Below are 25,305 nucleotides of genomic sequence, written 5' to 3'. Positions count from 1 at the left end.
GAGACCCGATCGGCGATCGCCAGCTTCGGAAGCACCACGGTCTTCATGAAAAGACCGCTGGTGCTCCCGGGCATCACGAGCAGGCGGGCGCCGAGCAAGGCGCGCTTCACGGCGTCGACGGTAGCGATATCGGGTTTTGGGTTGCCCTGGCGCACCGCTGCGCCGAGGGGCGCGCTGGCTAACCCCACGGCTGATCCTTGGGTGATGCGCCCCATTGCGACCAGCTCGTCCAGGCCGTTCTCCGAGAGGATGACGACATCGGCCTCCACACCGCGTTCGAGCTGGGACTTCACCGTCTGCGGCCCCGTACCCTGAGACGCGCCGGACAGCGTTGTGACGGAGATGCCGGTGTCGCGCTCGAAATCCGGCAGAACCGCTCGATAGGCCAGCGCGAACCCGCCCGACATCAGCACGGTGAGCCCTTCGTCCGCGTGGCTTGGCCACGACGCCAGGGTGACAGTGAGCCACGCCAGGAGCTTGACCATCGTCTTCGTCGGCATCGTCCTCGACCTCAGCGCTATCGCCGAAGCGAGCGTAATGAAGGGATCGGGCCGAGACCAGAACGCTCCGACCCGATGAGCGTCCAGGGAAAGCCGTGACTCACCGGTGGCAGGGGCGGGTAGCCGCGTGAGATCCATCCGGACGATGTCGGCGCGATCGCTGATGCAATTCCTGGCCGTGCCACCGGGTTCGAAGCTCGACCGTTTGAAAGGCCCCAACCCACCTGTGAGCCCTACACCTGCACCGACGTCGAGTGCTCGTTCGAGACCGCGTTCGGGACAATGCCAGCCGACAGCCGTCCTGCGCGGCAACACCCTCCAAAGCGCCAGTCACAATGTGTTTTGGCCGCCTGAGTAAGCCGGTTTACCGCCTATTACCAAATTGCACGCAAGTTCGCGGCCGTCGAGGATGAACGAAGCAATGAACGGGTTGCAGCGGGATGTTAGAGCTTCCGAGCTCTCGGTTCGGGATCTGACCCGACTTATCCGTCGCGATCAGCTAGAGGCTGTCCGCCGGAGCGTCTTCATCGCGATCCCGGTCAACATCCTCCTCGGTCTCACCGGAACCCTCGTCGCTTTCTACGCAGGTTTGGGCCGCGCGGGCGCCACTTGGTTTGCGATCTCCTTGAGCATCAACCTCGCGCGCGCAGGACTGTGCAAGGCGCCGCTCGGAGGGCTGTTACTCACCATCGACACGTCGCCGGAACAGGCGGTAGCCCACGAACGAGAGATCGAGCGGCAACTGCGGCTCGCGAGCTTCGCGGCCTTCGCATCCGGTCTTGTTTGGGCCTTCGTGCCGACCTTGTGCGAGGGTCTCACATCGGCGTCGACGACGTTCTACCTTGTGGTCACGTGTGGCATCACGGCAGGATCCGTCACACACGGCATAGCCTTCGCGCGCGTTCCACTCTGCTTCATCACACTGCCACTGCTGTCGACAGCGGCATGCCTGGTTTATGCCGGCGGACTGGAGAATGATTGCCTCGCTGGTACCGTGCTCCTGTACCTGCTCGCCCTCGCCCGAAGCGCGATTGAGAGCGAGAAAGTCTTCCGCAGAGCGAGTCGGTCGAAACACGAGGCGAGTGCGGCTGCGCGCGCGGCCGCCGCAGCACACGCGGGTGAGGCCGCATTGGCTGAAGAGATGCGCCGCCGCGCGACGCACGACGATCTCACGGGGCTATTGAACCGAGCCGGCTTCGCGCACGCGGCCGAGGCGCAGCCGTGCGATCCGGGAGAAACCCGCTGCCTACTGCTTCTGGATCTCGACGGCTTCAAGACGGTCAACGATATCTACGGTCACCAGATGGGCGACCGTGTTTTGATCGAGGTCGGGCGTCGCCTGCGCGACAGCCTTCCACCAGACGCTACCGCCGCTCGGCTCGGCGGCGATGAGTTCGCCCTCCTCTACGACCCGCAGCAGTCCGGGTTGGAGCCATCGGTCGTCGCCGAACGCTTGATCGAGGCGGTCGCCGTGCCGTTCGGGACAGTCGAGATCGGGCGTCTTGGGGTCAGTATCGGCATCCAGTCTGCGCACACGACCAGTATCACCCAGATGCTGAGTTGCGCCGACGAGGCGCTGTACTCGGCAAAGAGCGCGGGTCGTAACAGTTACCGGATGTTCGACGCGAACCTGCGGGCACAACGCGACATGCGGCGCGACAGCGGTCGTGATCTCTCGAAGGCCCTGGTTGAAGAGGTGCTGACTGTCTGGTTCCAGCCCATCTTCAATCAGGATGGTTCGACGATTGCCGGCCTTGAAGCCCTCGTGCGCTGGCAGCATCCTCAGCACGGATGGATCCCTCCGGGCGACATTATCGCAGCCGCCGCGAACGCGGGTCTCACCGAGTCCCTTCTGCGCTTCATCCTGGAGCGTGTTTGCGGCTTGATGAGCCTGCTCCAGGAACTGGGGCTTTCGCAGGTGCGCGTGGCGATGAATGTCTCCCCGCGCGAGATGGCGCAGCTTTCCGTCGATGCGATCGTGCTCAGACGGCTGGAGGAATTGGCGCTGCCACCGTCCGGGCTCGAGATCGAGATCACCGAGGAGACGGCGCTCGGCATCGACGTCATCCAAGACAAGCTGCTGCGCTTGGCCGATGCAGGCGTGCGCATGGCCCTGGACGATTTCGGGGTCGGCTACGCATCGCTCGCCTCACTTCGCCAACTCCACGCCGGTCGAATTAAGATCGACCGGAGCCTCGTAACCGGCCTGTCTCAAAGCAGGGACAAAAACGTCATGGTTCAGGCGGTTCTGAACCTCGGCGCTTCCCTTGGTCTCGAAGTCGTCGCCGAAGGTGTGGAGACATCCGACGATCTGAGCGCTCTGCAGAGCCTTGAGTGCCCTTTCGTGCAGGGCTACCACCTCGGGCGACCGATGCCGCTGAGCGATCTGATCCCGATGCTGTCGGCCTCGCGTGCGGCGGCCTGAGTCGGTCCCGCCCGCTCGGTGGGATGCAACGATCCGTTCGTGGTGGCCGCACGGCGACGGCCGCCTGCCATAGAACATGCTAGGAACGCCAAGCGGCGCATTGGGCCGCCCCTCCGCGTTCGATGCCACTCCGTCAGGAAGGTCCGCCACTCCCCATAGGCCTCGGTCACACGCCCTCCTGGACGAGCGGCGACGTGCTCCTCTGGATGAAGCGCGCGTTTCGGACGGACCCGCGAACCCGCAGCGCCGCCGAGATCCGCCCGCTGAACTGGCCCAACGATTACCTCGACATCGCGGCCGAGGATTTCAACCTGAAGCGGGACATCCTGTTGCTCTGGGCCAAGTGCCGGTGCGACGGGTCGAGTTTCCAGGAGATCATTCGAGGTCGACCCACGAAGTATGGGTCGTCCGCCAAGGTCTATCGCCTGCGCGATGAGGCGGCAGCTCAGATCGCGGCCGGCATCAATGCGTCGATCGCGCGCGGCCAGGCCGAACAAAATAAGGCTTGACCGTGAGAAAACCGACGCCGGATCAACACTGGGTTGCTGCTTCGTTTCGAACCGGCACAGCATTGGGGACCACCGTGCCGGCAATGACGCAGAGCACCACCCAGACCAAAGCGAAGCGCCGCAAGATGACGATCGAGGACGCCCTCCGTTGGGCGATCCGCGACGAGCTGCCGAAGCGGCGCCAGGATCAGCCGATCAAAGGACCGACACCGCCGTCCATGCACGCGATGTGGCGGGCGGGCGTGTTCGGCGGTCCGATCGACAACTGGTCCCGCGAGCCCGGCATGCCGCTGGCGATGGGGGACCCGCATCCGGACGCGATCACGATCGAGGCGCACCTGCAGGTCCTGAGCGAAACGCTCAAGCGGGCGGCCACCGGCTCGGCCGTCTGCCCGCTCGACCTTACGGCCTACCCGGTCCAGGTCGCGCTGCGCGGCAAGGCGAGCCTCGACGTGATGATCTCGACGGCGATCGACGCCACGCCGGCGTGGATTATGACCGGTGCGATCCGCAGGCCTCCGGAGGTCTGCGGCGGCATCGAGGTCGAACCGGTCATGTCGGCTAACGGCAAGATCACGCTGTGGCGGACGGTGCACACGCCCTACGGCACGGGGCCGGACGGCAAGCCCTGGTTCACGAGCCACGACGAGATCGCATCCTCGAAGGGCGACAGCCGCGACACCGGCCTGTTCTGTAAGCTGAACTACACCCGCACGGGCGTCGAGGTCCTGGAGGAGCAGCTGCGCTACGCCTACTGGCACGCCGCGCTAGTCTATCTCGTGCCGGCGCTGCAGTTCCTGACCAGCGTCGAGGTCCTGCCACCGAAGGTGCCGATCGCGCCGTGGATGGAGCCGGAGCAAGAGGAACGGGCCCCGCTGCCGAACATGCGCCCGGCCCGGCAGGTCGATCTGCAGAACCGCCGTCCGGCCGGCCGCCGCGCGGCTCCGATGCGTGCCTCTCCGGTCCGGAAAATCGACCCGCGGGACTGGGCGCAGCCCGGCGAACGATCGGCCTGACAGGATGTGAAAGCCCGAAGCATGGGATCCGCCGCAAGGGTCTGCTCCCGACCCAACCCAGTCGCGGGGAGCGCCGTTTGCGTTTCTCCAAAGCGGTCGTTCGTCGGACCTACGGCAACTTCGGCTCGGGGTGGTCAGCGGAAGTTCGACGGTCGTTCAATGAACGTCCGGAACACGGACAAATCGGACGTTCCTCCCGCTACCGCTTGGTCTCAAGGTCAGCTTCGATCAGCGAACGGATGCGCGTCGCCATCGCGTCCATCGCAAACGGTTTGGTCAGCACCGACATGCCCGGCGCGAGATGCCCATTGCCGACGATCGCATTCTCCGCGTAGCCGGTGATGAACAGCACCTTGAGGTCTGGCCGGGACACCCGCGCTGCGTCGGCCATCTGCCGCCCGTTCATGCCACCGGGCAGGCCCACGTCCGTGACCAGCAGGTCGATGCGCACATCCGATTGCATGATCTTCAGCCCTGCCGCGCTATCGCCCGCCTCTATGGCGAGGTAGCCCAGGTCTTCGAGGATGTCGGTGACGAGCATGCGCACGGTCGGCTCATCATCGACGATCAGCACCGTCGCCTCCTGCTCCGAGCGGGGCAACGCATCGAACTTGATCGTACCGTCCTCGTCGGCTGCATCGCCATAGTGGCGCGGTAGGTAGATGCAGATGGTCGAACCCTGACCAACCTCGGAGTAGATCCGTACCTGCCCGCCCGACTGCTGGGCGAAGCCGTAGATCATCGACAGGCCGAGGCCGGTGCCCTCGCCGATCGGCTTGGTGGTGAAGAACGGCTCGAACACTCGTGCGATCACCTCCGGCGGCATGCCGGTGCCGGTGTCGGTGACGCAGAGTGAGAGGTACTGTCCCTCCGGGATGTCCTGTTTCTTGGCAGCGCGCTCGTCCAGCCACCTGTTCGCGGTCTCGACCGTGATGCGCCCGCCATCCGGCATCGCGTCCCTGGCGTTGATGCACAGGTTGAGCAGGGCGTTCTCAAGCTGCGACGGGTCCACCAGTGCGGGCCATAGGCTGGATGCACCGACCACCTCGACCGGGATGCCGGGTCCGACGGTGCGTTGGATCATCTCCTGCATGCCACCGACGAGGCGGTTCACGTCGGTGGGCTTCGGGTCGAGGGTCTGGCGGCGCGAGAACGCGAGCAGCCGGTGGGTCAGCGCCGCGGCTCGCTTCGAGGCTCCCTGCGCGGCCACCATGTACTTGTCCACGTCCTTGAGGCGGCCCTGCTGCATCCGGTTCTGCATCAATTCAAGCGATCCGGAGATACCCGCGAGCAGGTTGTTGAAGTCGTGCGCGAGCCCTCCGGTGAGTTGGCCCACCGCCTCCATCTTCTGTGATTGCCGAAGCGCCTCCTCGGCCTGCATCAGTTCGGCGGTCCGCTCGGCCACGCGCTGTTCCAAAGTCTCGTTGAGGATACGCAACGCTGCCGCCGCGCGGTCGCGCTCCTCAAGGACGGCGCGGCGCTCTTCCACGTCGATGATCACCCCAGGGAAACTCGACGGAGTGCCGTCCTCAGCGCGGTCAACGCACCCGTTGGCCTCGATCCAGTAGTAGCGCCCGTCCATCCGGCGCACACGATACTGGTGCGCGTAGGCTCCACCCCGCCGGACAGCGCCGTTGATCGCCTCGGCCAATCCGGCTTGGTCGTCGGGGTGCACGGTCGCAACGATCTGGGCAAGCGGTATGCCGGTCGTGCCAAGGTCCGGGTCGAGCCCGAAGCTGCGGGCAAAGCCCTCGTCGATGGTGAAGCGGTCGCTGGGTATGTCCCAGTGCCACGTCCCGAGGATGGCACCTGCGCCAAGGGCAAGTTGCACGCGCTCGGCATCAGCGTGCGCCTTCACCGCCCGATGTCGCGCCTGATCCCGCTCGGCGCGCAACGCAGTCTCGGCACGCACCCGCGCCGTGACCTCATGGCCGCCGACAAGAATGCCGTTGATCAGACCATTCTGTTCGCGGATGGGTTGGAAGAGGAAGTCGATGTACCGGTCCTCGTCCTCATCCGCGAAGCGGATCGACGTGGCCTGTGCCGAGAACGGGATGCCGGTGGCGTACACCTCGTCCAGCAGGTCGAAGAAAACTTGCCCTTCGAGTTCAGGGAATACGTCGCGCACAGTCCGGCCGAGGTAACCGCGGGAACCAGCGATCGCCACGTAAGCGTCATTGACGTATGTGTAGACGTGGTCCGGTCCTTCGAGCACGGCGATGAAGCCCGGTATCTGCTGCAACAGGCTTCGCTGGCGCTGGTTGCTGGCGCGAAGGCTGTCCTCTAGCGCTTTGCGTTTGGTCGTCTCGGTCAGGATGGAGATCACGCCACCGATGCCGTTTGGCGCGGTATCGTCATCGATCGGGCTAAACCCGTAGGTCCAATACGCATCCTCGACACGGCCCTGCCGCAAGATCGGGACGTGCTGATCCTCGTACCACGTATGCCCGCCGCCGTTGCAAACCTTGGCGACCTCGGAACCGATCACCGGCCAAATCTCGCCCCAACTCTCAGAAGCTGGACGGCCAAGCGCGGAGGGGTGGCGCTCCGGTCCGGCCGAGGGCACGAAGCCGTCGTTGTAGAAGAAGGTCGCCTCCGGCCCCCAGAAGATGTGCATGGGGTGGTGGCTGTTGAGCAGCAGGCGCACCGCCGTGCGCAGGCCGGACGGCCAACCCTCAGGGTTGCCAAGCGGCGTCGTAGTCCAGTCGTAGGCGCGCATCAGCGTCGCCATCTCGCCCGCCCCGGCAAGGAAGTCCTGGCTACCGAACATCAGGCGCTGTCATGAGAGGTAGGATGTCGCCGCGCCATAGCTTGCTGGGTGATCGGAGCTTTACTCATCTCGGCGCGCTCGAACTCGCGCAGGGCGGCTCGCACAACCTCGCTGATGCTCGTGTAGCGACCGGTGGCGACGCATCCTTGCAGGAACGCCCGTAGTTCCGGGGGCACGGAGATGGTGATGGTTTCGCGCGCAGCCATGCTTGGGCTTAGCATCGCCTTACAGTGTCTTACAGTTACATATGTTTGATCCGGTTGCAGTCATTATGCCGTCCGCTTCATTGCAGGAGCAGACGTTGAACGATGCCTACGCCAGTGGCTGAGTGGGGTCATGAACGGGCGCGGCGGCACGTCCGCTTCATCGCTAAGCCGACTGAAAGCGGACCGGCGGCAAACCACCCCAAGCGGACGGCGCAGAGGGTCAGCAGCAATCACGTTTATCTCGACTTGCAGCTTGACCGGGAGAACGGCTTGCGGTAGTTCGGATCCTGCAAAGTTTTAGAAGGCCCCGGCGGACACCCGCGCGGGGCCTTCGTCGTTCCGGGCTTCGCCTGGACTAGATGGTGCCGCGGCGCTGAAGTCGCAGAAGCCCGGGGCAGGCACCGCGATGGCTCGGTGGATGTCCCGCCAGAGGCTCCGCGCCGGCGTTGCGCCCCGGCCCGCACCTTCCCCTTTCGCCCGATCACGACCCGCTTCACCCCCTAACCGATCTTGGCGGTGTGACGTGACGGGCGAACCCTATATGGTCGACGCCATGCCGGATCCGCTGCCGTGACAGAGCGCGAGATAGCCGAGCGCCTGCGGCTGCTCTGCGGCCAGGCCGACCGGCTGAAGATGCCGAGCCATCGGCACAGCGCCGAGTCTTTCATGGTCGAGCGCGACGAGATCCGCGACGGCCTCCGCCGCTTCTACCGCGAGCTCACCGGGCATTGGCCCGACCAAGAGGCCTCCGGGCCGCCGCGACGCGCGCCTGCGCCGATCCCAGCTGCCGTGCTGCGCCACCGGGAACGCATCAGGGCGGTGTCGAAGACTGCATGAACGCCGGTGGCGGGCCGAGCTCCAGCTTGAGGGCATAGCCGCCCGACCCGCCATCCGGACGAGAGGACCGCCGGGTACCTCTCGTGCCGTCCTTCTAACGTGAGGCCCTCGCGTGTTCAGCCCATCCGGGGCTGCGCGGCCCCGCAATCCAGTGGATCCACAGCCCCGCTCCGGCGGTGTTTTTCTTTGGAGCGTCCATGACCGCCTCCCAGCGCGCCGCGCTCCTCGACCTGTGCGCGGCGATCCTGCGCTGCGACTGCGCCACGCCGGACATGCGCTTCCGTGCCGAGAGCCTGCAGTTCCGGCTGGCCTTCGACGCCTCGTTCTTCCGCTCGATCTTCGGCTGAGAGCCCGAACCGCATGACTTTCAGCGCCTCCGAGCTCGTCGACCAAGCCGTCGAGCAGCTCGCTCCGATGGTCGGCACCTCGGCCACTAGCCTTCGGGCCGCGGCCGATGCGTTCGACGCCTACGCCGCCAAGGCCCCGTCGGCGATGCACGAGCGCATCGCCGCCGTGGTCAGCGAGGAGTGCCGCAACGCCGCCGACTGCGTGCAGGTGCGGCGCGCCTTCCTGCAGGGCTTCCGGTCGTGAGCCTCCTGGCGCGCGTGGCACTACTCGTCGGCCTGCGCCGCGCCGTTCCGGTCCCGGTCCGCTCCTGGCGCGATCCCGCCCAGCCGCTCTGCGTCGGTCGTCCGGTGTTCGCCGGCCGTGCCCTGTCCGCCGGTGAAGCTCCCTGACATGGACGGCCTCATCCTCGACGTCCCCGCTCCAGAGCACATCGCGCCCTTCGTGCCGCCGGTCTGCCTGTCGCCGATGACCGCGCAAGTCCTTGCGATCGCGCTGATCGTGGCGCTCTGCGCCGTCCTGATGCCGACCAAGAGTCCGCGGCGCTGACATGCCCGACCTGATCGAGCGCCTTGCGCCGCTGCCGTTCATCGCGGTGGCGCTCGTGCTGCTGCTCGCGGTCGCCGGCCTCGACGCCCACCATCCCGGCCGCTCCGCCGTGATGTCGTTCCGCGACGTCCTGCTGATCGCGGCCCTGCACTTCGCACTCGGCGCCTGCGTCCTGATCGCCGCCATCAGCCTGGGGAATTCCGCATGAACACGGTCTTCGCCCTGATCCTGGTGTGCGCCGCGACCACCGCGCAGCCCGACTGCACGCGCGAGACCGCGCTCAACGTCGCCACCATCAAGACGCCTTCCGTCTTCGCCTGCCTCATGACCGGCCAGACGACCATCGCCAGCGAGCAGCTGCTGGGTGATGGGCGGTACACGAAGGTCGTGTGCGGCGGCCGGCCGTGAGTTCGAACCGCCGCGTCGCCTGGTCGGCGGCCATGGATCAGGCTCGGAGCAACCGCGTGACCCGCACCCCGATCCGCGAGGTGCCCCTGTCTGGGAAGGCCTCGCCGAAGATCGCGCTGGCCGCGTGGCGCGGCCAGTCCGGTCGGCGCTACGTGGTGGCCGTCTACACGTTGGCCCAGGCCCGCTCGGACGTCGACGCGCCCGGCGCCGTGATCCTCGGCGTGCGCCGCGGTGATGACGGGCTCGCCCGCATCGTCGGTGCCGGCTGGCGGGGAACGATGGCCGAGGCCGTCGAGCTCGCCGCGGCCGACGGGGCCACGGAGATGCACGCGCATCGCCTCGCGGACACGGATGAGGACCGCGAGGCGATCGTCGAGGACCTGGTGGGCGACGATGCCCTCTGAGCCGCGCCACCGCCTGGATCTCTGGTCGCTTCTCGACGTCTACCGCGCGACCGCGGAGATCTGGATCGAGGCCAACACCCAGCTGCCGTTCGCGATCGCGGACGCGTGGCTGACGCTGATGCGGGCCTGACCGTGTTTCGGGCCTGGTACCGGCGGTTCGCGTTGTGCCTCGCCCGAGCTCTGGCCGAGCAAGGTTGATCGCCTACTTCGGGCCGCAGCCGATGCAGATGCCTTTGGCGATCTTGTCCTGATTGAGCTGGTTCTGAGAGCGCCGACCCGGATCATTCCGGGAGGTCGGGCTCGCGCTGCGGCTCGGTGGCTTGGTCTGCCCGAGCGCAGTGGTATCGCGGACCGACGTGATGGCCGCGCCGGTCGACTGTGCTTGTGCAGCGCTCCCGCTGGCAAGGATGAGCGCGAACGCGGTGATACGTATGAAGGTCATGGGGTCTCCGATCTTTGGGGTAACCCCTGAGCGCGAACGGATCGCATGCGGCCTCTTGACCGACGGAGGCTTCCAAGCGGTCGCCGAGCGCGTTGCCCGCGGCCCGCTGAAGGCCTCGAAAACCGGCGTTGTCTGATAATTCTTGAATTATCAGACAACGGCCAAATTCGATCCGAAAAGCGTAGCAATCACAGGGGTTTGCGGGTGGCTACAAGTAGCGCTCGCGCCCGCCGCGCGCTCCGTAGGAATGCGGTCCAGACGGCCCAGCGCGAAGAGGTGCGGGCTCGGGCGGTCGGCTACATCCGCGTCTCCACCGAGGAGCAGGCGCAGTCGGGCTTCGGCCTCGATGCGCAGGAGGATGCCATCCGCAAGTACGCGGACGCAGTCGGCCTGGAGCTGATCGCCGTCCACGCCGACCCAGGCGTTTCCGGCACGACCCGCCCGGCGGATCGACCCGGGTTCGCGAAGGTGCTGGAGCTCGCCGCAGACGAGCGGTTCTCCGTGCTCCTCGTGAAGCGCTTCGATCGCCTCGCCCGCTCCCTCGCGCTCGCGGTGGGCACGTCTGGCGAACTCGATGCCCAGCACGGCGTGAGCATCCGCAGCATCTCGGAAGGGATGGATACGGGCTCGGCCGCCGGCCGGCTCATCTTCGGCGTGCTTTCAGCCCTCGCGGAACAGGAACGCGACACGATCACGGAGCGCACCAAGGGCGGCCGCATGCAGAAGGCCGGCCAGGGCGGCTACAGCTGCGGTCGCATCCCCTACGGCTACCTATCGGACGGTAAGGGCGGCCTCCTCATCGATGAGGAGCCAGCAGCCGTCGTCCGCCGGATCTTCGCCGAGAACGGCGCCGGCCGCACGGTCCGCGCTATCGCCGACGGCCTCAACGCCGACGGCATCCCGTCGCCCCGCGGGCGGCGCTGGTCCGGCGGTGGCGTCAGCTATGTGCTGAACAACCAAACCTACTTCGGGCGCACGGAGGTGGTGTTCATCACCGGCGGCGTCGTCACCCACGTCAACCGCCCGGGCAGCCACGCCCGCATCGTCCGGTGAACACCTTGGCCCAAGAGATCGACCGCCAACTGGACCGCCTCGAGGTCCGGCACGGCGATATCCTCGTGATCCGCACGAGCGAGAAGCTGCAGCCGGCCACGGCCGAGAAGTGGCAAGACGAGCTGATCGGCATGTGCCGCGACGCGGGCTTCCGCGACGTCACCGTCCTGATCCTCGACAACGCCACCGAGCTCACGGTCGAGCGGCCGGCCACGCGCCTGGTGCAGCAGAGCCGCGACGTGCCGCAGCCGATGCAGAGCTGCTGACCATGGCCGCCCAGACGCTGACGATCCTCGATCCCGTCTCGGGCAAGGTGAAGACCATCACCGTCGCGCGGTGAGCCCATGCTCAAGCTTGATGCCAGCGAGTTTGGCCTGAAGGCCGAGGCTGTCGGGCGCGCCGCCAAGCAGGTCCCGTTCGTCGCCGCCTTCGCGCTGACCAACGCGATGAAGGATGCGCGCGAGGCCGAGCGCGAGACCATGCGGTCGGTGTTCGACCAGCCCCGCCCGTTCACTCTGAACGCGCTGATGGTCAGGCCTGCCACCAAGCAGCGCCTGCAGGCGGAGCTCGGGTTCAAGGAAGGCTTCGGGTCGATCCCGGCCTGGAAGTATCTCGGGCCTCAGGTCCAGGGCGGTACGCGCCGCCACAAGCGCTTCGAGATCCTGCTGATCCGCACCGGGATCATGCGGAGCAACGAGTTCGCCGTCCCGGGTCGCGGTTGTCCCCTGGACAGTTCGGGCAACATCTCGGGCGCCTACATCACCCGGCTCCTGTCCGCGCTCGGCGCGCAGTCGGACCGGATGCAGAATACGGCCAAGCGGCCGAAGCGATCGAACCGCAAGCGGAACCTGGACTACTTCGTCCTGCGCGGTACGAAGGCGCCTGATGGCGTGTACCTGCGCGAAGCCCGTGCCGCGGTGCCGATCCTGATCTTCGTGAAGGGGATGAGCTACACCAAGCGCTTCCCCTACTACGAGAAGGGGCGCACAGTGATACCGGCCGCATACCGGAAGCATTTCCGGGCGGCCTGGGAGCGCTTCGTCGTCAACGACGTGCGCCGGAAGGGCTGAACGCGCGGAGGCCGCCAGCGGCCCGCGCAGCGCACGGGCGGGGCCGGCCAGGCCCCCACCCCCCCCCCGCCAAATCCAGGGTCCTTCCCGGGAGGGGGTGCCGGTGAGGGGAATTCGGACCCCGGTGGTTCACCGTCTCTAAAATTTTGAAAACCGGGGTTGTTGTTGATGTCCGGCGCGATCGACGGTCGGCTGCTCAACCGCACCGAGCTGGCCAAGATCTTCGCCGTCAGCACCAACACCATCTCGACCTGGGTCGAGAAGGGCTGCCCGTACGTCGAGCGCGGCAGCAACGGCGTGGAGTACCAGTTCGACTCGGCCGCCGTGATCGACTGGAAGATCCAGCGCGCCGTCGAGAACGTCGCGATGAACGCCGGCGACGACAGCAGCAAGTCCCGGCGCGAGGACGCCGACTGCCGCCGCGCGGTGGCCAACGCGGTGGTGGCCGAGATCGGCGCGGACGAGGCTCTGAAGTCCGTCGTCTCCCGGCACGATGCGATCGCCGACCTGGCGACGTTCTGCCAGGTTCTCAGGACCGGCCTTTCGAACATGGCGGCCAAGATCGCCGCCCGCGCCACGACGATGGACAGCGCCCCCGAGATCGAGGCGCTGGCCCGCAAAGAGACCAACCGGGCCTTCGCTGCCGCACGACTGGAACTGGGTCGCCGCTGGCTTCCGGAGCACGACGCTGACGATGAGCCTGTCGGAGAGGATCAGCAGCCACCGGAGGGGTGAGTACCCGGCCGGACGCGAGGCCCTGCGCGGGTCGATCGACGCGCTGTTCGACGAGGCCCTGGCCTTCAAGGCCGAGATGAGCGGCTCGGCCTGGGCCGAGAAGTTCGGGCGGATCCCGAAGAGCACGGGTGCCGAGAGCGGCGAAGTGACCCTCTACGGGTACCAGCGCGGGCTCGTCGACGCCTTCTGTGACCCGACGATCCCACTCGTGTCGGTCCTGAAGGCGGCCCGCGTCGGCTACACCCGCTGCGCCCTGCTGGCGCTGGGCTACCACCTCCACCAGGAACCGACGCTGTGCGCGTTCGCGCAGCCGGTGGCGAAGGACGCGGAGGAGTTCGGCGCCACCGAGATCGCGCCGATGCTGCGCGAGACGCCCGTGCTGGCCGAGCTGATGCGGCCGGTCCGGAAGGGCCACAAGCAGGACAGCAACACCTTCTTCCAGCTGGCCAACGGCGCCATCGTGCGGGTGCCCGGTGCGGCCTCGGACGACGCCTTCCGGCGCTACTCGGCGCGGTTTCAGGTCGGCGACGAGTACGACGCGGACGGCTGGACCCCGGGCGCCGGCAGTCAGGGGGACAAAGCCAAGCTGTTCTGGACCCGCGGGGAGACGTTCTACAATCGCAAGCAGATCTTCGGCTCGACACCGCTCCTGGAGAGCACGAGCCGGATCTGGAAGCGATGGCTGGCCTCGGACCAGCGCCGGTACTTCGTGCCCTGTCCGCGCTGCGGCGTGTTCCAGTACCTCGACTGGGGCGGCAAAGACCTGTCCCACGGGATGAAGTGGAACCTCGGGCCCGACGGGTCGCTGAAGGACGTCTGGTACCAGGGCACCTGCGGCCACACGATCGACGAGGGCCGCAAGGCCTGGATGGACGAGAACGGCATCTGGCGCCCGACCGCGGTCCCGAAGACGCCCCACGCAGGCTTCCACCTCTGGACCGGCATGTCGCTCAACGCGAACGCGGCTTGGCCGGTGATCGTGCAGGAGTGGTTGGAGGCGTGCGACGACCCCGCCGGCAAGGTCCAAACCTTCAACAACAACGTGCTCGGCCGGGTGCACCGGCAGAGCTACGGCCAGGAGATCCGGCCGGACACCTTCCTGGAGCGCCGGGAGGCCTACGGCGCCGAGCTGCCCGACTGGGTTCGCACGCTGACGCTCGGCGGCGACGTCCAGTCCGGCGCCAACGCGCGCCTCGAAGGTGCCGTCTGGGGCTGGGGCGCAGGTCTCGAGTGCGCGCTCATCGGCCACTTCGTGCTGCCGGGCGACCCGGCGAAGCCGGAGGTCTGGCAGAACCTCGATCGCCTGCTGCTGCGCGGGTTCACCCGCAGCGACGGCGTCGCCCTGAGGATCAGCGCGGCCGCCATCGACTCCGGCGGGCACCATACCTCCGAGGTCTACGCATTCTGCAACGAGCGCCGCCGCCGCAAGGTCTGGGCGATCAAGGGTAAGTCCGAGGCCCGGGGCGCCCGTACAAGGGTTTGGCCGCGGCTGCCGACAACGAAGCTCGGCGCGAACCTGTACATGATCGGCGGTAACGCCGCCCGCGACTTCGCCTACGGCTCGCTGGCTTTGGTCGAGCCCGGCCCGCGCTACGTGCACTTCCCGCTCGTGCCGGCCTCCGGCTCGCGCCCGATCGACGCCGAGTACTTCGAGCAGCTCACCCGCGAGAAGCCGCTGGTGAACCTGCGCCAAGGCTACAGCGAGTGGGAGAAGCCCAAGGCCGCCCACGAGGCGGGTGTGTGCTTCGTCTACGCCTACGTCGCGATGTGCGGCCTGCAGGCCTCCAGCGGCCGCTACGTGGCGCTGGGGCGCATGCCGGAGCGGGACGAGGCCGAGGACGCCGAGGCCGGACCTGAGACCGTTGCTCCGGGGAGCGGTGAAACCGTCCCGGGCTCAGACCTACCGCCGGCTCCGGCCGCCGAGGCCGCCCCGGTACCGGCGGCACTTCCGCCACCGCCGCTGCCGCCGCCCCCACCGCCGCCGCCCGCCTACGCCCGACCGCAGCACTCGGGCTTCATCAACCACAACCGGCCCGGGGGCTGGATGAGCCGGAGAGACTGATGGCCTTCACCCAGGCGCAGCTCGACGCGATCGAGACCGGTATCGCCGCGGGCGTCACGTCCGTGTCTTACGAAGGAAAATCGTCGACTTTCCGGTCGCTCGACGAGATGCTGCGCGTCCGCTCCATCATCCGGCGCGCGCTCGGCCTCGACCCGCAGAAGTCCGCGACGATCCTGGTGGCGCACGACCGCGGCTTCCCGGGCGGGATCTCGGCCGACGGCATCCTGCGCTCGGGCTTGTAGAATGAACGCCCTCGACCGCGCGATCGGCTGGGTCGCGCCGCGCGCGGCGCTGTCCCGTGCCCGCGCCCGCCACGCGCTGCGTATCTATGAGGGAGCGACCGTCGGTCGACGTGCGTCCTCGTTCAAGGCGCTGAACACCTCGGCCAACGCAGAGATCCAGGGGGCGCTGCGCCCGCTGCGCTCGCGCGCCCGAGATCTCGCGCGCAACACGCCCTACGCCGCGCGCATGCTCGACATCATCACCTCGCACGTGGTGGGCACGGGCATCACGCCGATCCCGGACACCGGGTCCGACGTCCTCGACCGCCGCCTAGAGAACCTCTGGGACGACTGGGAGCGCAAGGCGGACGTGACCGGCCGCATGGGCTTCTACGCCATGCAGGCGCTCGCCGTGCGCGGCATGGTCGAGTCCGGCGAGAGCGTGATCCGCTTCATCGATCGCCCGTTCGACGATCCGCGGCGGGTGCCCTTCCAGCTGCAGCTCCTGGAGTCCGACTTCATCGATCAGTGGCGCGACGGGATCTACGGCAACGACGGCCAGGCCGGCGCCGAGGGCCTGGAGCACACCCGGCTCGGCGTCGGCCTCGGGCAGTACGACCGTCGGGTCGGCCTGTGGCTCAATCCGAACCATCCCGGCGAGATCAACACCGCGGCCATGCGCCCGGGCGTCTCGACCTTCGTCCCAGAGGACGAGCTGATCCACCTGTTCAAGGAGCTGCGGCCCGGACAGGTCCGCGGCGTGTCGTGGTTCGCACCGATCCTTATGACGGCGCGCGAGCTCGCCGACTTCCTGGACGCGGTCAACGTCAAGGCGCGGGTCGAGGCTTGCTTCTCGGGGTTCATCACCAACAACGACGAGTCCACCGTCGACCTGTTCGACCCGGCCCGCCCCGGACTCGCGGGCCGCGATGCGGCGAACCCCGACGCGCAGCTCACCTCGCTCGAGCCGGGCATGCTGAAAGAGCTGCGCACGGGCCAGGACGTGACCTTCGCCGCGCCTACGAGTACGACCCAGGTCGAGCCGATCCTGCTCTTCAACTTGCAGGCCATGGCCGCTGGCGTGGGCTGCACCTACGACCAAGTCTCGGGCGACCTGCGGGGCGCGAACTTTTCCAGCCTGCGGGCGGGCAAGGTCGAGTTCCGGCGCCTGACCGAGCAGCTGCAGAACCACGTCGTGATCCCGTCGATCTGCGAACGGACGTGGGATCGCTTCGTGTCCCGCGCCGTGCTCGCCGGCCTGCTCCCGGACCGGGACGAGCCCTACCGAGCGCAGTGGATGACGCCGGCCTGGGAGCCTATCAACCCCAACGACGACATCGAGGCCGACATCAAGGCGGCGCGCACCGGCCGGATGAGCCCACAGGAGTACGTCGCGAGCTGGGGTAACAACTGGCGCAAGGTCCAGGACATGTCGGCGGCCTTCTACAAGCGCGCCGATGCCATGGGCTTGGCCTTCGACATCGATCCGCGGCGCACGGACCAGTCCGGCAAGCAGCAGCCGGTCGACAGCGATCCGGCCGGCGGCAAGCCGAAGCCCCTTAAGGACGACACCGGGGAGCCGATCACGGCGCCCGCCCCCAACTGACGGGATCCCACATGGCAACCTCGAAGACCGGGCGGCGCGCCGCCCCGGGCGCCGGCGCGCGCCCGATCGACCTCAAGGCGCTCGGCACCCGCGGGCGCCGCTTCCTAGAGGTCGCGCCGGCGAGCTACGACGCCAACGAGCACACGATCGAGCTGATCCTCTCCGAGGGCTCGGACGTCGTCCGCTGGTACGGCACCGAGCGACTGTCGACCGACGAGGCCGCGGTCTGCGTCGATCGCCTGGCCTCCTCCGGCATCCCGTTCCTCGACAGCCACAACAGTTGGGGCCTCGGCTCGGTGCTGGGGCGGATCGTCGACGTGTGGTTCGCCGAGGGCCGCATCCTCGGGCGGGCGAAGTTCGCCGCCACCGAGGCCGGCAAGAATGCCGAGGGCATGGTCGCCCGCGGCGAGATCAAGGGCATCTCGATCGGCTACCGCGTCGACGCCTGGGAGATCACCGACGCCGCCGGCACCGTGATCGACCCCGAGAAGCAGATCCTCGACGTCGACGACGGCCTGACCTTCACGGCGACCCGCTGGGAGCTGCTCGAAGCCTCCCTCGTCTCCGTCCCCGCCGATCCTGCCGCGATGGTGCGCGCCCACGAGGGCGCGACCGACCCGCTCGTGGGGCCCGACCTGCGCGCCAGCCCGATGGGCCGCGGCGCGAAGGAGATCACCATCACCCGGGGCGATGCCTCGATCACCTACCGGTACGGCTCCACCGGACCGCACGAGCGGGCTTGGCCCGAACCCAGAGAGGACAAGCGTATGGCCAAGCACACTCCCGGCAAGAATGCGCCCGGCAAGCGGCAGGTTCGCGCCGAGCCCACCGTCGACGCCGACGGTTACTACGTGAACGAGGACGGCAAGTACGTCGACGCCGAGGGCAAGCTCGTCGACGAGCCCGTGAAGGCCGAGAGCCGCGCCGAGCCCACCGTCGATGCCGACGGCTACTACGTGAACGAGGATGGCGACTACGTCGACGCCGACGGCAACAAGGTCGACGAGCCGGTCAAGGCTGAGCGCGCCGCCCCCGAGGTCGATCTCGACGGCAACTACGTCGACGCCGACGGCAACTACGTCGACGAGAACGGCGACCCGAGCGAGGAGCCGATCAAGGCTCGCGACGAGGACATGGGCGACGACGATCGCGGCGCCCGTGGCGCACGCCCGTCCGGCCGCCGCGCCGCGCCGCGAGGCAGCGTCCGCTCGAACCCGGCCGCCTTCACCCAGGCGACCGCCGCCGAGATCGCCCGCATCGGCGAGCAGGCCCGCGCGCAGGGCGTCGCCTTCAACGTAGCCGACGCGATCGCCCGCGGCCTCAGCACCGCCGCCTGCCGCAAGATCGTCTTCGACCGCCTGGACGCCAAGAGCAGGGAGACCGCCGTGAGGGGTGCGCAGCCGGGTTCGCGTGGCGGCCGGATCGAGTTCGGCCGCGACGAGCGCGAGGGCCGCGCCGACGCCATGACGCTGGCGCTCGTCACCCGGACGCTCGCGTCCCGCGGGTCCGACGGCATCGACTACGCGCCCAAGCGCAAGGCCGACAAGAAGTGGGTGGAGACCCATTCGGGCCGCGCCGAGGCCTACATGGGCATGGGCTTCGTGGAGATCGCCGCCGAGTGCGTCGGCCACCGCGGCAACATCCGCACCGCCCGCCAGGCGATCGACATCGTGGAGCGCGCCTTCCAGTCCACCTCGGACTTCCCGGCGATCTTCCAGAACGTGCTCAACAAGAGCCTGCTCGCCCGCTACGAGCTCGCCGAGCCGACCTACAAGCGGATCTCGATCGAGCGCCAGTTCAACGACTTCCGTCCGCACCCGCAGGTGCGCGCGGGCGAGTTCCCGATGCTGCAGCCGGTCACGCAGACCGGCGAGATCAAGGCCGGCGACACGGCCGACAGCGGCGAGAACATTACGCTCAAGCCCTACGGCGTCATCTTCCCGATCTCGCGGCAGATGATCGTCAACGACGAGCTCGGCGCCATCGACCAGATCCTCGGCTCATCCGGCGACGCGGTCCGGTTGTTCGAGAACACCACCTTCTTCACGATGTTCAATGCGAACCCGGTGCTCGCGCAGGATGGCAAGGCAGTCTGGCACGCCAACCACGCCAACCTCGCCGGCGCTGGCGGCGTGATCTCGGTGACCAACGTCGGCCAGGGCCGCGCCAGCCTGCGGGCGATGAAGTCGCTGGCCGGCTACCTGCTGAACGTGCCGCCGCGGATCATCCTGACCGGCCCGACCCAGGAGACGTCGGCCGACCAGCTGGTCGCCACCATCACGCCGCAGCTGTCCACCTCGGTGAACCCGTTCTCGGGCAAGCTGCAGTCGGTCTCGGACGCCAACATCGCCGACAACAGCTGGTACCTGCTCGCCGACCCGGCCCAGCTGCCGTGCTTCGTCCATGGCTTCCTGAACGGCTCGAACGGCCCGCGGGTGAAGACCTACGAGCCGTTCGGCACGCAGGGCGTCCAGATCTCCCTGGAGCACGACTTCGCCTGCGGCGCGATCGACTTCCGCGGCGCCTTCAAGAACCCGGGCGCGCTGCCGTCGAGCTGATCCGTCCGCCGAGCTGATCCGTCAGCGCTGACATCACGCGGCCGGCCTCCCCGCGAGCGCCGGCCGCTCCGCCCTTCGAGCTTCCGGAACCCGAACTATGCAGAACTACATCCAGCGCGGCGACGCGCTCTACGTGCCCGCGCCCGCCGGTGGCGTCGTGTCGAGCCAGCCGCTCGTGGTCGGCAAGATCTTCGGCGTCGTCTCCGAGACCGTGCCGGCCGGGCAGGTGTTCGCGTTGTGGCGCAAGGGCGTCTACTCGCTGCCCAAGACCAACGCGCAGGCCTGGAACCAGGGCGACAGCCTGTACTGGGACCCGGTCAACTCGGTCGTGACCAACGTCAACTCCGGCTCGCTCCTGCCGGTCGGCTGGGCCTCGGATGCCGCGGCTAACCCGTCCTCGGTCGGGAACGTCCTGCTCGGCCAGTCCGCGTCCTGAGGCGCCGCGCCATCGCCTGAGACGTGAGGGCCCGACGCGATCCGCCGGGCGCTCGCAACGCCAGCTCCTGACCCAGAGCGTGCCATGACAATCATGATCAAGGTCCTGCCGACCGCCGCGGAGCATGTCGGCCTGGTCCACCCGCTCGACGGTCCGCTCGCGGCCGACGGTAGCCTCTGGACCCATGACGGCTTCACCGAGCGCCAGATCCAGGCGCAGGTGATCCGCCGCTTCGAGGCGGGTGTCGACGATGCCGCGCCCGCCGATGCCGCCGCACAGGCCGACGCAAAGGCCGCCGCGAAGCCGAAGCCTCAGGCCGCCGCGTGATCGACTTCGCCGCGCTCGCGCTTGGGCCGGGCATCGCCGCGTTCGGCAGGCCGGTGACCGTGACGCAACTGGCCTCGCGGCCCGTGCGCCAGCCGTTCGACGCGAGCGGCGTGTGGGCGGTGCAGAACACCAACGTTGAGCTGGAAGCCGGCGCGAACCTCAACACCACGAGGATCACGCTCGGGATCCGCCTCTCGGACTGGCAGTACCCGCCCGAACAGTTCGCCCTCGTCCGCGTGCCCGCCGCCGGCTTCTACCCGGACGAGGGTACGCTCTGGATCGACGACATCGATCCCGACGGCCAGGGGGGCGCCTCCCTGACCCTGAAGCGCGGCAAGCCGCCGGAGCAGTGATGCCGTCCTCTTCGACATTGATCCGTGACGCGATCGTCGAGCGCCTCACGGCGCAGGACTGGTTGCCGATCAAGTCGATCCGCCGTCAGCCGCGGCCGCAGATCCAGCCCGAGAACCTGCCCGCCCTCCTGGTGATCCTCGTCGATGAGATCGAGACGCCGGAGGATGAGGCCAACACCGGACCGCCGCGCTTCATGAGCGAGGTGACGATCGGCATCTCGGTGGTCACCGGACAGAACCCGCCCGAGCAGCTCGACGCCGACCTCGACGACCTCGTCGACCGGATCCGCTCGCACCTCCTGACCGACCCGACCTTCGTGCGCGGGATCGATCCGTCGAAGGATGAGTGCGATCCGGAGCGCTACCCCCTGTTCGAGGCGGTAAGCAAGGTCCGCCGCGGCCGCCTCTTCCCGCAGGACGGGGAGACGTATTTCGCGGAAGGACGGCTGGAGATCAGCTTCCTGTTCCGCACGCACTACGAGCCGGTGATCCCGGATGTGCTCGAGCACATCGTCATCAGCGCGCGCCCGTCCGGCACCGGCGCCGGCACGCCCCCGATCGGGCTGATGATCGACATCCCCACGACCTGAGCCGGCCCGCGCCGCTCCCATCCAGAGGACATCGCCATGGCCGGATCCGCCACGGTCGCCGTCGAGGCGACCGAGGAGCGCTACCGCGCGCTCAAGCACATGCCTTCCCAGATCGGCTTCGAGCTCGACGGCACCGCCCGCTGGCCGGCCGACCAGTTCACGTTCCGGCTCCGGGACGAGGGCGCGATCCGCCTCCTCGAGGACCTGCACGAGAGCGGCGCCCCCGCGGCCGCCGCGCAGGCCTCCACCGCGCCCGCCGGCGCTCCCGCCGCCACCGAGCACCAGGAGTAAGCCGCGATGGGCATCACGCGCGTTCCGGACAACTACAAGATCCCGGGCCCCAACACCCAGATCGACCCCTCGCAGGCCGGCACCCCGACCTCGCTGAAGTGGATCCTGCTCGCCGGCCATCTGATCGCCGCCGGCTCGGCCACGCCCAACCAGGTGATCGCCTGCGGCACGAACGCGGACGCCGATCTCTTGTTCGGCGCCGGCTCGATGCTGGCGCGCATGTTCAAGACGACCTTCAAGGGCGTCACGAGCGTGCCGATCTACTGCCTCCCGGTCCCCGCGCCGGCCGCCGGCGTCGCCGCGACCGGCTCGATCACGGTCACGGCCGCCCCCACCGTGGCCGGGACCTATCCGCTCTACATCGCCGGCCAGCTCGTCCCGATCGGCATCGTCTCGGCCGACACGCCCGTCACCGTGGCGGCCAAGATCGTGGCCGCGATCGCCGCCACCCCGGACCTGCCGGTCACGGCCGCGGTGGACGGCACCACCGCGAGCAAGGTCAACCTGACCTGCAAGTGGGCCGGCCTGTCCGGCAACGACGTCAACATCCAGGACTGCTACCTCGGCCGCTACGGCGGCGAGCAGCTCCCGGCCGGCCTCGCCGTCACCTATCCGACCGGCGGCCAGCTCTCGGGCGGCACCGGCACCCCGGACTTCACATCGGCGATCGCCGGCCTGGGCGACGCGCCGTATAAGTTCGTCGGCCTGCCGGTGAACGACTCCGGCTCCTACGCGGTCTGGGACCAGGAGTACGGCTTCACCGACTCCGGACGCTGGGGGCCGTATCGCCAGAGCTACGGCCAGATCTTCTCGGCCCGCCGCGGCGCGTACGCCGACCAGGCGACCTGGGGGCCGTCCAACAACTCGGCGCTCATCTCGACGATGGGCTTCGAGCCGCAGAGCCCGTCCCCGGTGTGGGAGTGGGCCGCCGCCTACACCGCGGCCGCGGCGTTCTCGATCAACGCCTACGCCGCGCAGCCGCTGCAGACCCTGCCGCTCATCGGCGTGCTGCCGGCGCAGAAGGCCTACCGCTGGAACAAGACCCAGCTGAACGCGCTGGCGCAGGTCGGGATCGCGATCCAGGGCACCGACCTCTACGGCGGTTCGACCAACATCCCGACGATCCTGCGCGAGCAGTCGAACTACCAGAAGAACGTCTACGGCCAGGCCGACAACGCCTACGAGCTGGTGACGACGCTGGCCACGCTCGACGAGCGCTACACCCGGGTCCGGCAGGCGCTCACCGACAAGTTCCCGCGTTGCGCGCTCGCCAACGACGGGACCAAGTTCGGCGCCGGCAAGCCGATCGTCACGCCGCTGATGATCAAGGCCGAGATGGTCTCGGAGTACCGGGACATGGAGACGGACGGGCTCGTCGAGAACGCGGACCTGTACATCGCCAACCTGTCGGTGGCGCGCTCGAACACCGAGCCGAACACCGTCGAGATCCTGGATCCGCCGGACATCGTAAACCAGCTTCGTAGGCTTAATATCCTAGCCCAATTTCGCCTCCAGTTCCCGCTTAGCGCCACCGCGTCCTGATCGGCCGTCCGCGCCTTCCCGCAACCTGACCCGCCCCTCGTGGCGGGTTTTTCTTTGGAGGCCCCGTCATGGGTCAGAGGATCGCCGGCACCGCCTACGTGAAAGCGGGCGGCAAGCAGTACGACCTGCGCGGCTCGTTCACTGTCTCGCCCTCGCGGATCAAGCGTGAGGGCGTGGCCGGCCAGGACGGCGTGCACGGCTTCATCGAGACCCAGCGCGTGCCGTTCATCAAGGCCGACCTGTCGACCACCGCGGGTCTCACGATCGCCGAGCTCGACGCCATGGAGGACGTAACGGTGACGGCCGAGCTCGCCAACGGCAAGAACTACGTGCTGTCGGGCGCCTGGACCGAGGCGGCGCACGAGATCGACACCGCGGCTGGCAAGGTGGCGGTGAACTGGGGCGGCCTCTCCTGCGACGAGCTGTGATCGGCATAGCGACCTGAGGGCCGGCGATGTCCTGGCGCGACGAGCAGCGGCCGCCGTCATTCCGCGGTGTGCCGTTCAAGGTCCAGACGAACACGCGCATCGGCGGCCGTCGTGGGTTCACCTACGAGTTCGCCAAAAGCGAGCGCAGCGTCGACGAGGACCTCGGTCGGCGCGTGGCCCGCGCCAGTGTCTCGGCCTACGTCATCGGGCTCGACTGCCTGGAGCAGGCGGACGAGCTGGAAGCCGCTCTCCTGAAAGAAGGCGGTGGCCTTCTCGTCCTGCCCACGATGGGGCGGGCGATCCTCCGGTGCGAGGTCTACCAGCGGACCGAGACGAAGGACGAGGGCGGTATCGTCCGCTTCGAGATGACCTTCGTCCGCTCGCAGTCGGGCGCCACTTCCCAGGCACAGGCCGAGGATACGCAGGCGGCCTCCGGCGCCTCGGCAGCCCAGCTCGCGGACGCCACCGATCTGTCCGCCGGCACCGACGACGACTGGAGCTGACCGCATGACCTTCGCGCAGCGCCGCGTCGCCGTCGCGGCGCTGAAGGCCGTCCTCGACGCGCTGCTCGCTGCGGGCGTCGACGCCGCGAGCCAGGACGGGGCGACGCTCCGGCAGCTCTGCGGCGCGCTCTCGGCCGACGCGGTCGACCAGGTCCAGTCCGGCACCTTCGGCACGCCGCTGCGGGCATGCTTCGCGGCCGCGACCGCAGCTGGCGCCACCTTCGCCGGCATGGATCGGGTCCGCCAGGAGGCGCAGAGCGTCACGGCGGCCGACCTGCCGGTGCAGCGCTTGGCCCAGACCGCCGCTCGGTTTGCGCTCGTCGAGATCGCCCGGATCCTCGCGGCCACGACGTTCACGAGCCGGCAGGACATCGACGCGGCGCTCGCGCGCGTGAACGCCGCCTTCGTCCCGGCCGAGGACTTTGCGGCCACCCAGTTCAACAACGTGGTCTGGCGCGCGCTGCTGGCGCTGCACGGCGCTGTGGTGCGGGACCTGAATACCCGGGCCCGCCCGCTGCCGCGGATCGTGCCCTACACCTTCGCTACCCGCATGCCGCTGCTCACGCTCGCCAACCGCCTCTACGGCGACGCCGGCCGCGCTGAAGAGCTGCTCGCGGAGAACCGCGACACGGTCCACCCGCTGTTCATGCCGGCCTCGGGCCGGGCGCTGTCGAACTGATCCGGAGCGAACCCTTGTCCGACGCCAAGCCCATCGTCGTCCCGCTGAGCAAGCCCTGGACGCTGCCCGACGGCGACGTGACCATGGTCCTGGAGATGCGCGAGCCGGTGGCCGCGGATTTCATGGCGCTCGACCACATGCCGGTGACGATCAACCTGGCCCGGAAGGATTTCGAGCCCGTGTTCCATCCGGCCGCGATGAGCGCGTTCATCGGGCGGCTGGCCAGTCAGCCGCCGTCCTTCGTGGGCAAGCTCCCGCCGTCCGACTGGGTGGCCGCGGCCTGGGCGGTGGTCCCTTTTTTCGTTCCGGGCTCGGATCCCAAGCCGTCCGCTGCGCCCTCCAGCTCGGTCTGACCTATCGGTGTGATCCGAGCGGCTTCCTCGCCAAGCCGCTCCCGGAGCTGTTCGCACTGTTCGACGGCACGATGGACGAGCTCGACG

The 25,305-nt window shown here is 68.3% G+C and carries 34 protein-coding genes; 29 read left to right on the top strand and 5 right to left on the bottom strand.

Annotated features, from left to right (window positions below):
• Window positions 1–500 (bottom strand): substrate-binding domain-containing protein (locus MKL01_RS30705; protein WP_243908970.1); only part of this gene is annotated, 500 nt, incomplete at its 3' end.
• A 421-nt stretch (window positions 501–921) separates the two neighbouring features.
• Between MKL01_RS30705 and MKL01_RS30700 the strand changes: the two genes are divergently transcribed.
• The 3 genes from MKL01_RS30700 (at window position 922) to MKL01_RS30690 (ending at window position 4,450) form a co-directional block, all read left to right on the top strand.
• Window positions 922–2,925, top strand: coding sequence for a putative bifunctional diguanylate cyclase/phosphodiesterase (locus MKL01_RS30700; protein WP_243908969.1), 2,004 nt, complete (start codon window positions 922–924; stop codon window positions 2,923–2,925).
• Window positions 2,926–3,119: 194 nt separating this feature from the next.
• On the top strand, window positions 3,120–3,434 hold the full coding sequence (locus MKL01_RS30695; protein ID WP_243908968.1) for a hypothetical protein: 315 nt from the start codon (window positions 3,120–3,122) through the stop codon (window positions 3,432–3,434).
• An 83-nt stretch (window positions 3,435–3,517) separates the two neighbouring features.
• Window positions 3,518–4,450: a hypothetical protein gene (locus MKL01_RS30690; protein WP_243908967.1), complete on the top strand. Its 933-nt coding sequence runs from the start codon at window positions 3,518–3,520 to the stop codon at window positions 4,448–4,450.
• Between the two features lie 199 nt (window positions 4,451–4,649).
• On the opposite strand, the gene MKL01_RS30685 is transcribed toward MKL01_RS30690, so the two are convergent.
• Together MKL01_RS30685 and MKL01_RS30680 are read right to left on the bottom strand one after the other, a co-directional pair.
• Window positions 4,650–7,220, bottom strand: coding sequence for an ATP-binding protein (locus MKL01_RS30685; RefSeq protein WP_243908966.1), 2,571 nt, complete (start codon window positions 7,218–7,220; stop codon window positions 4,650–4,652).
• On the bottom strand, window positions 7,220–7,426 hold the full coding sequence (locus MKL01_RS30680; protein ID WP_243908965.1) for a type II toxin-antitoxin system ParD family antitoxin: 207 nt from the start codon (window positions 7,424–7,426) through the stop codon (window positions 7,220–7,222). Before MKL01_RS30680 ends, MKL01_RS30685 begins: the two co-directional genes overlap by 1 nt.
• Window positions 7,427–7,996: 570 nt before the next feature.
• Here MKL01_RS30680 and MKL01_RS30675 point away from each other — a divergent pair.
• The 3 genes from MKL01_RS30675 to MKL01_RS30665 all read left to right on the top strand — a co-directional run bounded on the left by MKL01_RS30675 (window position 7,997) and on the right by MKL01_RS30665 (window position 8,854).
• Window positions 7,997–8,263 (top strand): hypothetical protein, encoded by a 267-nt coding sequence (locus MKL01_RS30675; protein ID WP_243908964.1) that lies wholly within the window; start codon window positions 7,997–7,999, stop codon window positions 8,261–8,263.
• A 197-nt stretch (window positions 8,264–8,460) separates the two neighbouring features.
• Window positions 8,461–8,610, top strand: a complete 150-nt coding sequence (locus MKL01_RS30670; RefSeq protein ID WP_243908963.1) for a hypothetical protein — start codon at window positions 8,461–8,463, stop codon at window positions 8,608–8,610.
• A gap of 13 nt (window positions 8,611–8,623) precedes the next feature.
• Entirely contained in the window at window positions 8,624–8,854 is a 231-nt protein-coding gene (locus tag MKL01_RS30665; protein ID WP_243908962.1) for a hypothetical protein, read from the top strand.
• Between the two features lie 20 nt (window positions 8,855–8,874).
• Here MKL01_RS30665 and MKL01_RS35860 read toward each other — a convergent pair whose 3' ends face one another.
• The gene (locus tag MKL01_RS35860; RefSeq protein ID WP_279604991.1) at window positions 8,875–9,003 is read right to left on the bottom strand and encodes a hypothetical protein; all 129 of its coding nucleotides are present in this window, start codon (window positions 9,001–9,003) and stop codon (window positions 8,875–8,877) included.
• Between MKL01_RS35860 and MKL01_RS30660 the strand changes: the two genes are divergently transcribed.
• The 5 genes from MKL01_RS30660 to MKL01_RS30640 are packed head-to-tail and all read left to right on the top strand — an operon-like array spanning window position 9,002 to window position 10,099.
• Window positions 9,002–9,157, top strand: a complete 156-nt coding sequence (locus MKL01_RS30660) for a hypothetical protein (RefSeq protein WP_243908961.1) — start codon at window positions 9,002–9,004, stop codon at window positions 9,155–9,157. The genes MKL01_RS35860 and MKL01_RS30660 overlap by 2 nt on opposite strands.
• Window position 9,158: 1 nt before the next feature.
• Entirely contained in the window at window positions 9,159–9,365 is a 207-nt protein-coding gene (locus tag MKL01_RS30655; RefSeq protein WP_243908960.1) for a hypothetical protein, read from the top strand.
• Entirely contained in the window at window positions 9,362–9,565 is a 204-nt protein-coding gene (locus tag MKL01_RS30650; RefSeq protein ID WP_243908959.1) for a hypothetical protein, read from the top strand. The genes MKL01_RS30655 and MKL01_RS30650 overlap by 4 nt, the downstream gene beginning before the upstream one ends.
• A 56-nt stretch (window positions 9,566–9,621) precedes the next feature.
• Entirely contained in the window at window positions 9,622–9,969 is a 348-nt protein-coding gene (locus MKL01_RS30645; protein WP_243908958.1) for a hypothetical protein, read from the top strand.
• Window positions 9,959–10,099 carry a hypothetical protein gene (locus MKL01_RS30640; protein WP_243908957.1) on the top strand — a complete coding sequence of 47 codons (141 nt, stop codon included), beginning with the start codon at window positions 9,959–9,961 and terminating at the stop codon, window positions 10,097–10,099. The genes MKL01_RS30645 and MKL01_RS30640 overlap by 11 nt, the downstream gene beginning before the upstream one ends.
• 72 nt (window positions 10,100–10,171) lie before the next feature.
• On the opposite strand, the gene MKL01_RS30635 is transcribed toward MKL01_RS30640, so the two are convergent.
• The gene (locus MKL01_RS30635; protein ID WP_243908956.1) at window positions 10,172–10,411 is read right to left on the bottom strand and encodes a hypothetical protein; all 240 of its coding nucleotides are present in this window, start codon (window positions 10,409–10,411) and stop codon (window positions 10,172–10,174) included.
• Window positions 10,412–10,687: 276 nt separating this feature from the next.
• Here MKL01_RS30635 and MKL01_RS30630 point away from each other — a divergent pair, with 276 nt between their 5' ends.
• From MKL01_RS30630 to MKL01_RS30545, 18 genes are all read left to right on the top strand, one after another.
• Window positions 10,688–11,464, top strand: coding sequence for a recombinase family protein (locus MKL01_RS30630; RefSeq protein WP_243908955.1), 777 nt, complete (start codon window positions 10,688–10,690; stop codon window positions 11,462–11,464).
• Between the two features lie 5 nt (window positions 11,465–11,469).
• On the top strand, window positions 11,470–11,730 hold the full coding sequence (locus MKL01_RS30625) for a hypothetical protein (RefSeq protein ID WP_243908954.1): 261 nt from the start codon (window positions 11,470–11,472) through the stop codon (window positions 11,728–11,730).
• A 78-nt stretch (window positions 11,731–11,808) separates the two neighbouring features.
• Window positions 11,809–12,534, top strand: a complete 726-nt coding sequence (locus MKL01_RS30620; RefSeq protein ID WP_243908953.1) for a hypothetical protein — start codon at window positions 11,809–11,811, stop codon at window positions 12,532–12,534.
• 168 nt (window positions 12,535–12,702) lie between these two features.
• The gene (locus tag MKL01_RS30615) at window positions 12,703–13,269 is read left to right on the top strand and encodes a terminase small subunit (protein WP_243908952.1); all 567 of its coding nucleotides are present in this window, start codon (window positions 12,703–12,705) and stop codon (window positions 13,267–13,269) included.
• A complete protein-coding gene (locus MKL01_RS30610; protein WP_243908951.1) occupies window positions 13,229–15,331 on the top strand; it encodes a terminase gpA endonuclease subunit in 2,103 nt (700 codons plus the stop codon). The genes MKL01_RS30615 and MKL01_RS30610 overlap by 41 nt, the downstream gene beginning before the upstream one ends.
• Window positions 15,331–15,573, top strand: a complete 243-nt coding sequence (locus tag MKL01_RS30605) for a phage head-tail joining protein (RefSeq protein WP_243908950.1) — start codon at window positions 15,331–15,333, stop codon at window positions 15,571–15,573. The genes MKL01_RS30610 and MKL01_RS30605 overlap by 1 nt, the downstream gene beginning before the upstream one ends.
• Before the next feature lies 1 nt (window position 15,574).
• Window positions 15,575–17,158 (top strand): phage portal protein, encoded by a 1,584-nt coding sequence (locus MKL01_RS30600; RefSeq protein WP_243908949.1) that lies wholly within the window; start codon window positions 15,575–15,577, stop codon window positions 17,156–17,158.
• A gap of 11 nt (window positions 17,159–17,169) precedes the next feature.
• Complete coding sequence (locus tag MKL01_RS30595; RefSeq protein WP_243908948.1) at window positions 17,170–19,716, top strand: HK97 family phage prohead protease; 2,547 nt, start codon at window positions 17,170–17,172, stop codon at window positions 19,714–19,716.
• A 97-nt stretch (window positions 19,717–19,813) separates the two neighbouring features.
• Window positions 19,814–20,152, top strand: coding sequence for a DUF2190 family protein (locus MKL01_RS30590; protein WP_243908947.1), 339 nt, complete (start codon window positions 19,814–19,816; stop codon window positions 20,150–20,152).
• Between the two features lie 84 nt (window positions 20,153–20,236).
• The gene (locus MKL01_RS30585) at window positions 20,237–20,479 is read left to right on the top strand and encodes a hypothetical protein (RefSeq protein ID WP_243908946.1); all 243 of its coding nucleotides are present in this window, start codon (window positions 20,237–20,239) and stop codon (window positions 20,477–20,479) included.
• The gene (locus tag MKL01_RS30580; protein WP_243908945.1) at window positions 20,476–20,832 is read left to right on the top strand and encodes a hypothetical protein; all 357 of its coding nucleotides are present in this window, start codon (window positions 20,476–20,478) and stop codon (window positions 20,830–20,832) included. The genes MKL01_RS30585 and MKL01_RS30580 overlap by 4 nt, the downstream gene beginning before the upstream one ends.
• Window positions 20,832–21,422, top strand: a complete 591-nt coding sequence (locus MKL01_RS30575) for a hypothetical protein (protein ID WP_243908944.1) — start codon at window positions 20,832–20,834, stop codon at window positions 21,420–21,422. Before MKL01_RS30580 ends, MKL01_RS30575 begins: the two co-directional genes overlap by 1 nt.
• A gap of 36 nt (window positions 21,423–21,458) precedes the next feature.
• The gene (locus MKL01_RS30570) at window positions 21,459–21,713 is read left to right on the top strand and encodes a hypothetical protein (protein ID WP_243908943.1); all 255 of its coding nucleotides are present in this window, start codon (window positions 21,459–21,461) and stop codon (window positions 21,711–21,713) included.
• Between the two features lie 6 nt (window positions 21,714–21,719).
• Window positions 21,720–23,255: a phage tail sheath subtilisin-like domain-containing protein gene (locus MKL01_RS30565; RefSeq protein ID WP_243908942.1), complete on the top strand. Its 1,536-nt coding sequence runs from the start codon at window positions 21,720–21,722 to the stop codon at window positions 23,253–23,255.
• Between the two features lie 68 nt (window positions 23,256–23,323).
• On the top strand, window positions 23,324–23,683 hold the full coding sequence (locus tag MKL01_RS30560) for a phage tail tube protein (RefSeq protein ID WP_243908941.1): 360 nt from the start codon (window positions 23,324–23,326) through the stop codon (window positions 23,681–23,683).
• Between the two features lie 26 nt (window positions 23,684–23,709).
• The gene (locus MKL01_RS30555; RefSeq protein WP_243908940.1) at window positions 23,710–24,186 is read left to right on the top strand and encodes a DNA circularization N-terminal domain-containing protein; all 477 of its coding nucleotides are present in this window, start codon (window positions 23,710–23,712) and stop codon (window positions 24,184–24,186) included.
• 4 nt (window positions 24,187–24,190) lie between these two features.
• A complete protein-coding gene (locus MKL01_RS30550; protein WP_243908939.1) occupies window positions 24,191–24,865 on the top strand; it encodes a hypothetical protein in 675 nt (224 codons plus the stop codon).
• A gap of 14 nt (window positions 24,866–24,879) precedes the next feature.
• Complete coding sequence (locus MKL01_RS30545) at window positions 24,880–25,218, top strand: phage tail assembly protein (RefSeq protein ID WP_243908938.1); 339 nt, start codon at window positions 24,880–24,882, stop codon at window positions 25,216–25,218.
• Window positions 25,219–25,305 lie beyond the last annotated feature (87 nt).

The organism is Methylobacterium sp. J-070, from assembly GCF_022829385.1.
Lineage (GTDB): Bacteria > Pseudomonadota > Alphaproteobacteria > Rhizobiales > Beijerinckiaceae > Methylobacterium.
Note: the sequence above shows the minus strand (reverse complement) of the source record. Positions and strands in the feature narration are given on the sequence as shown.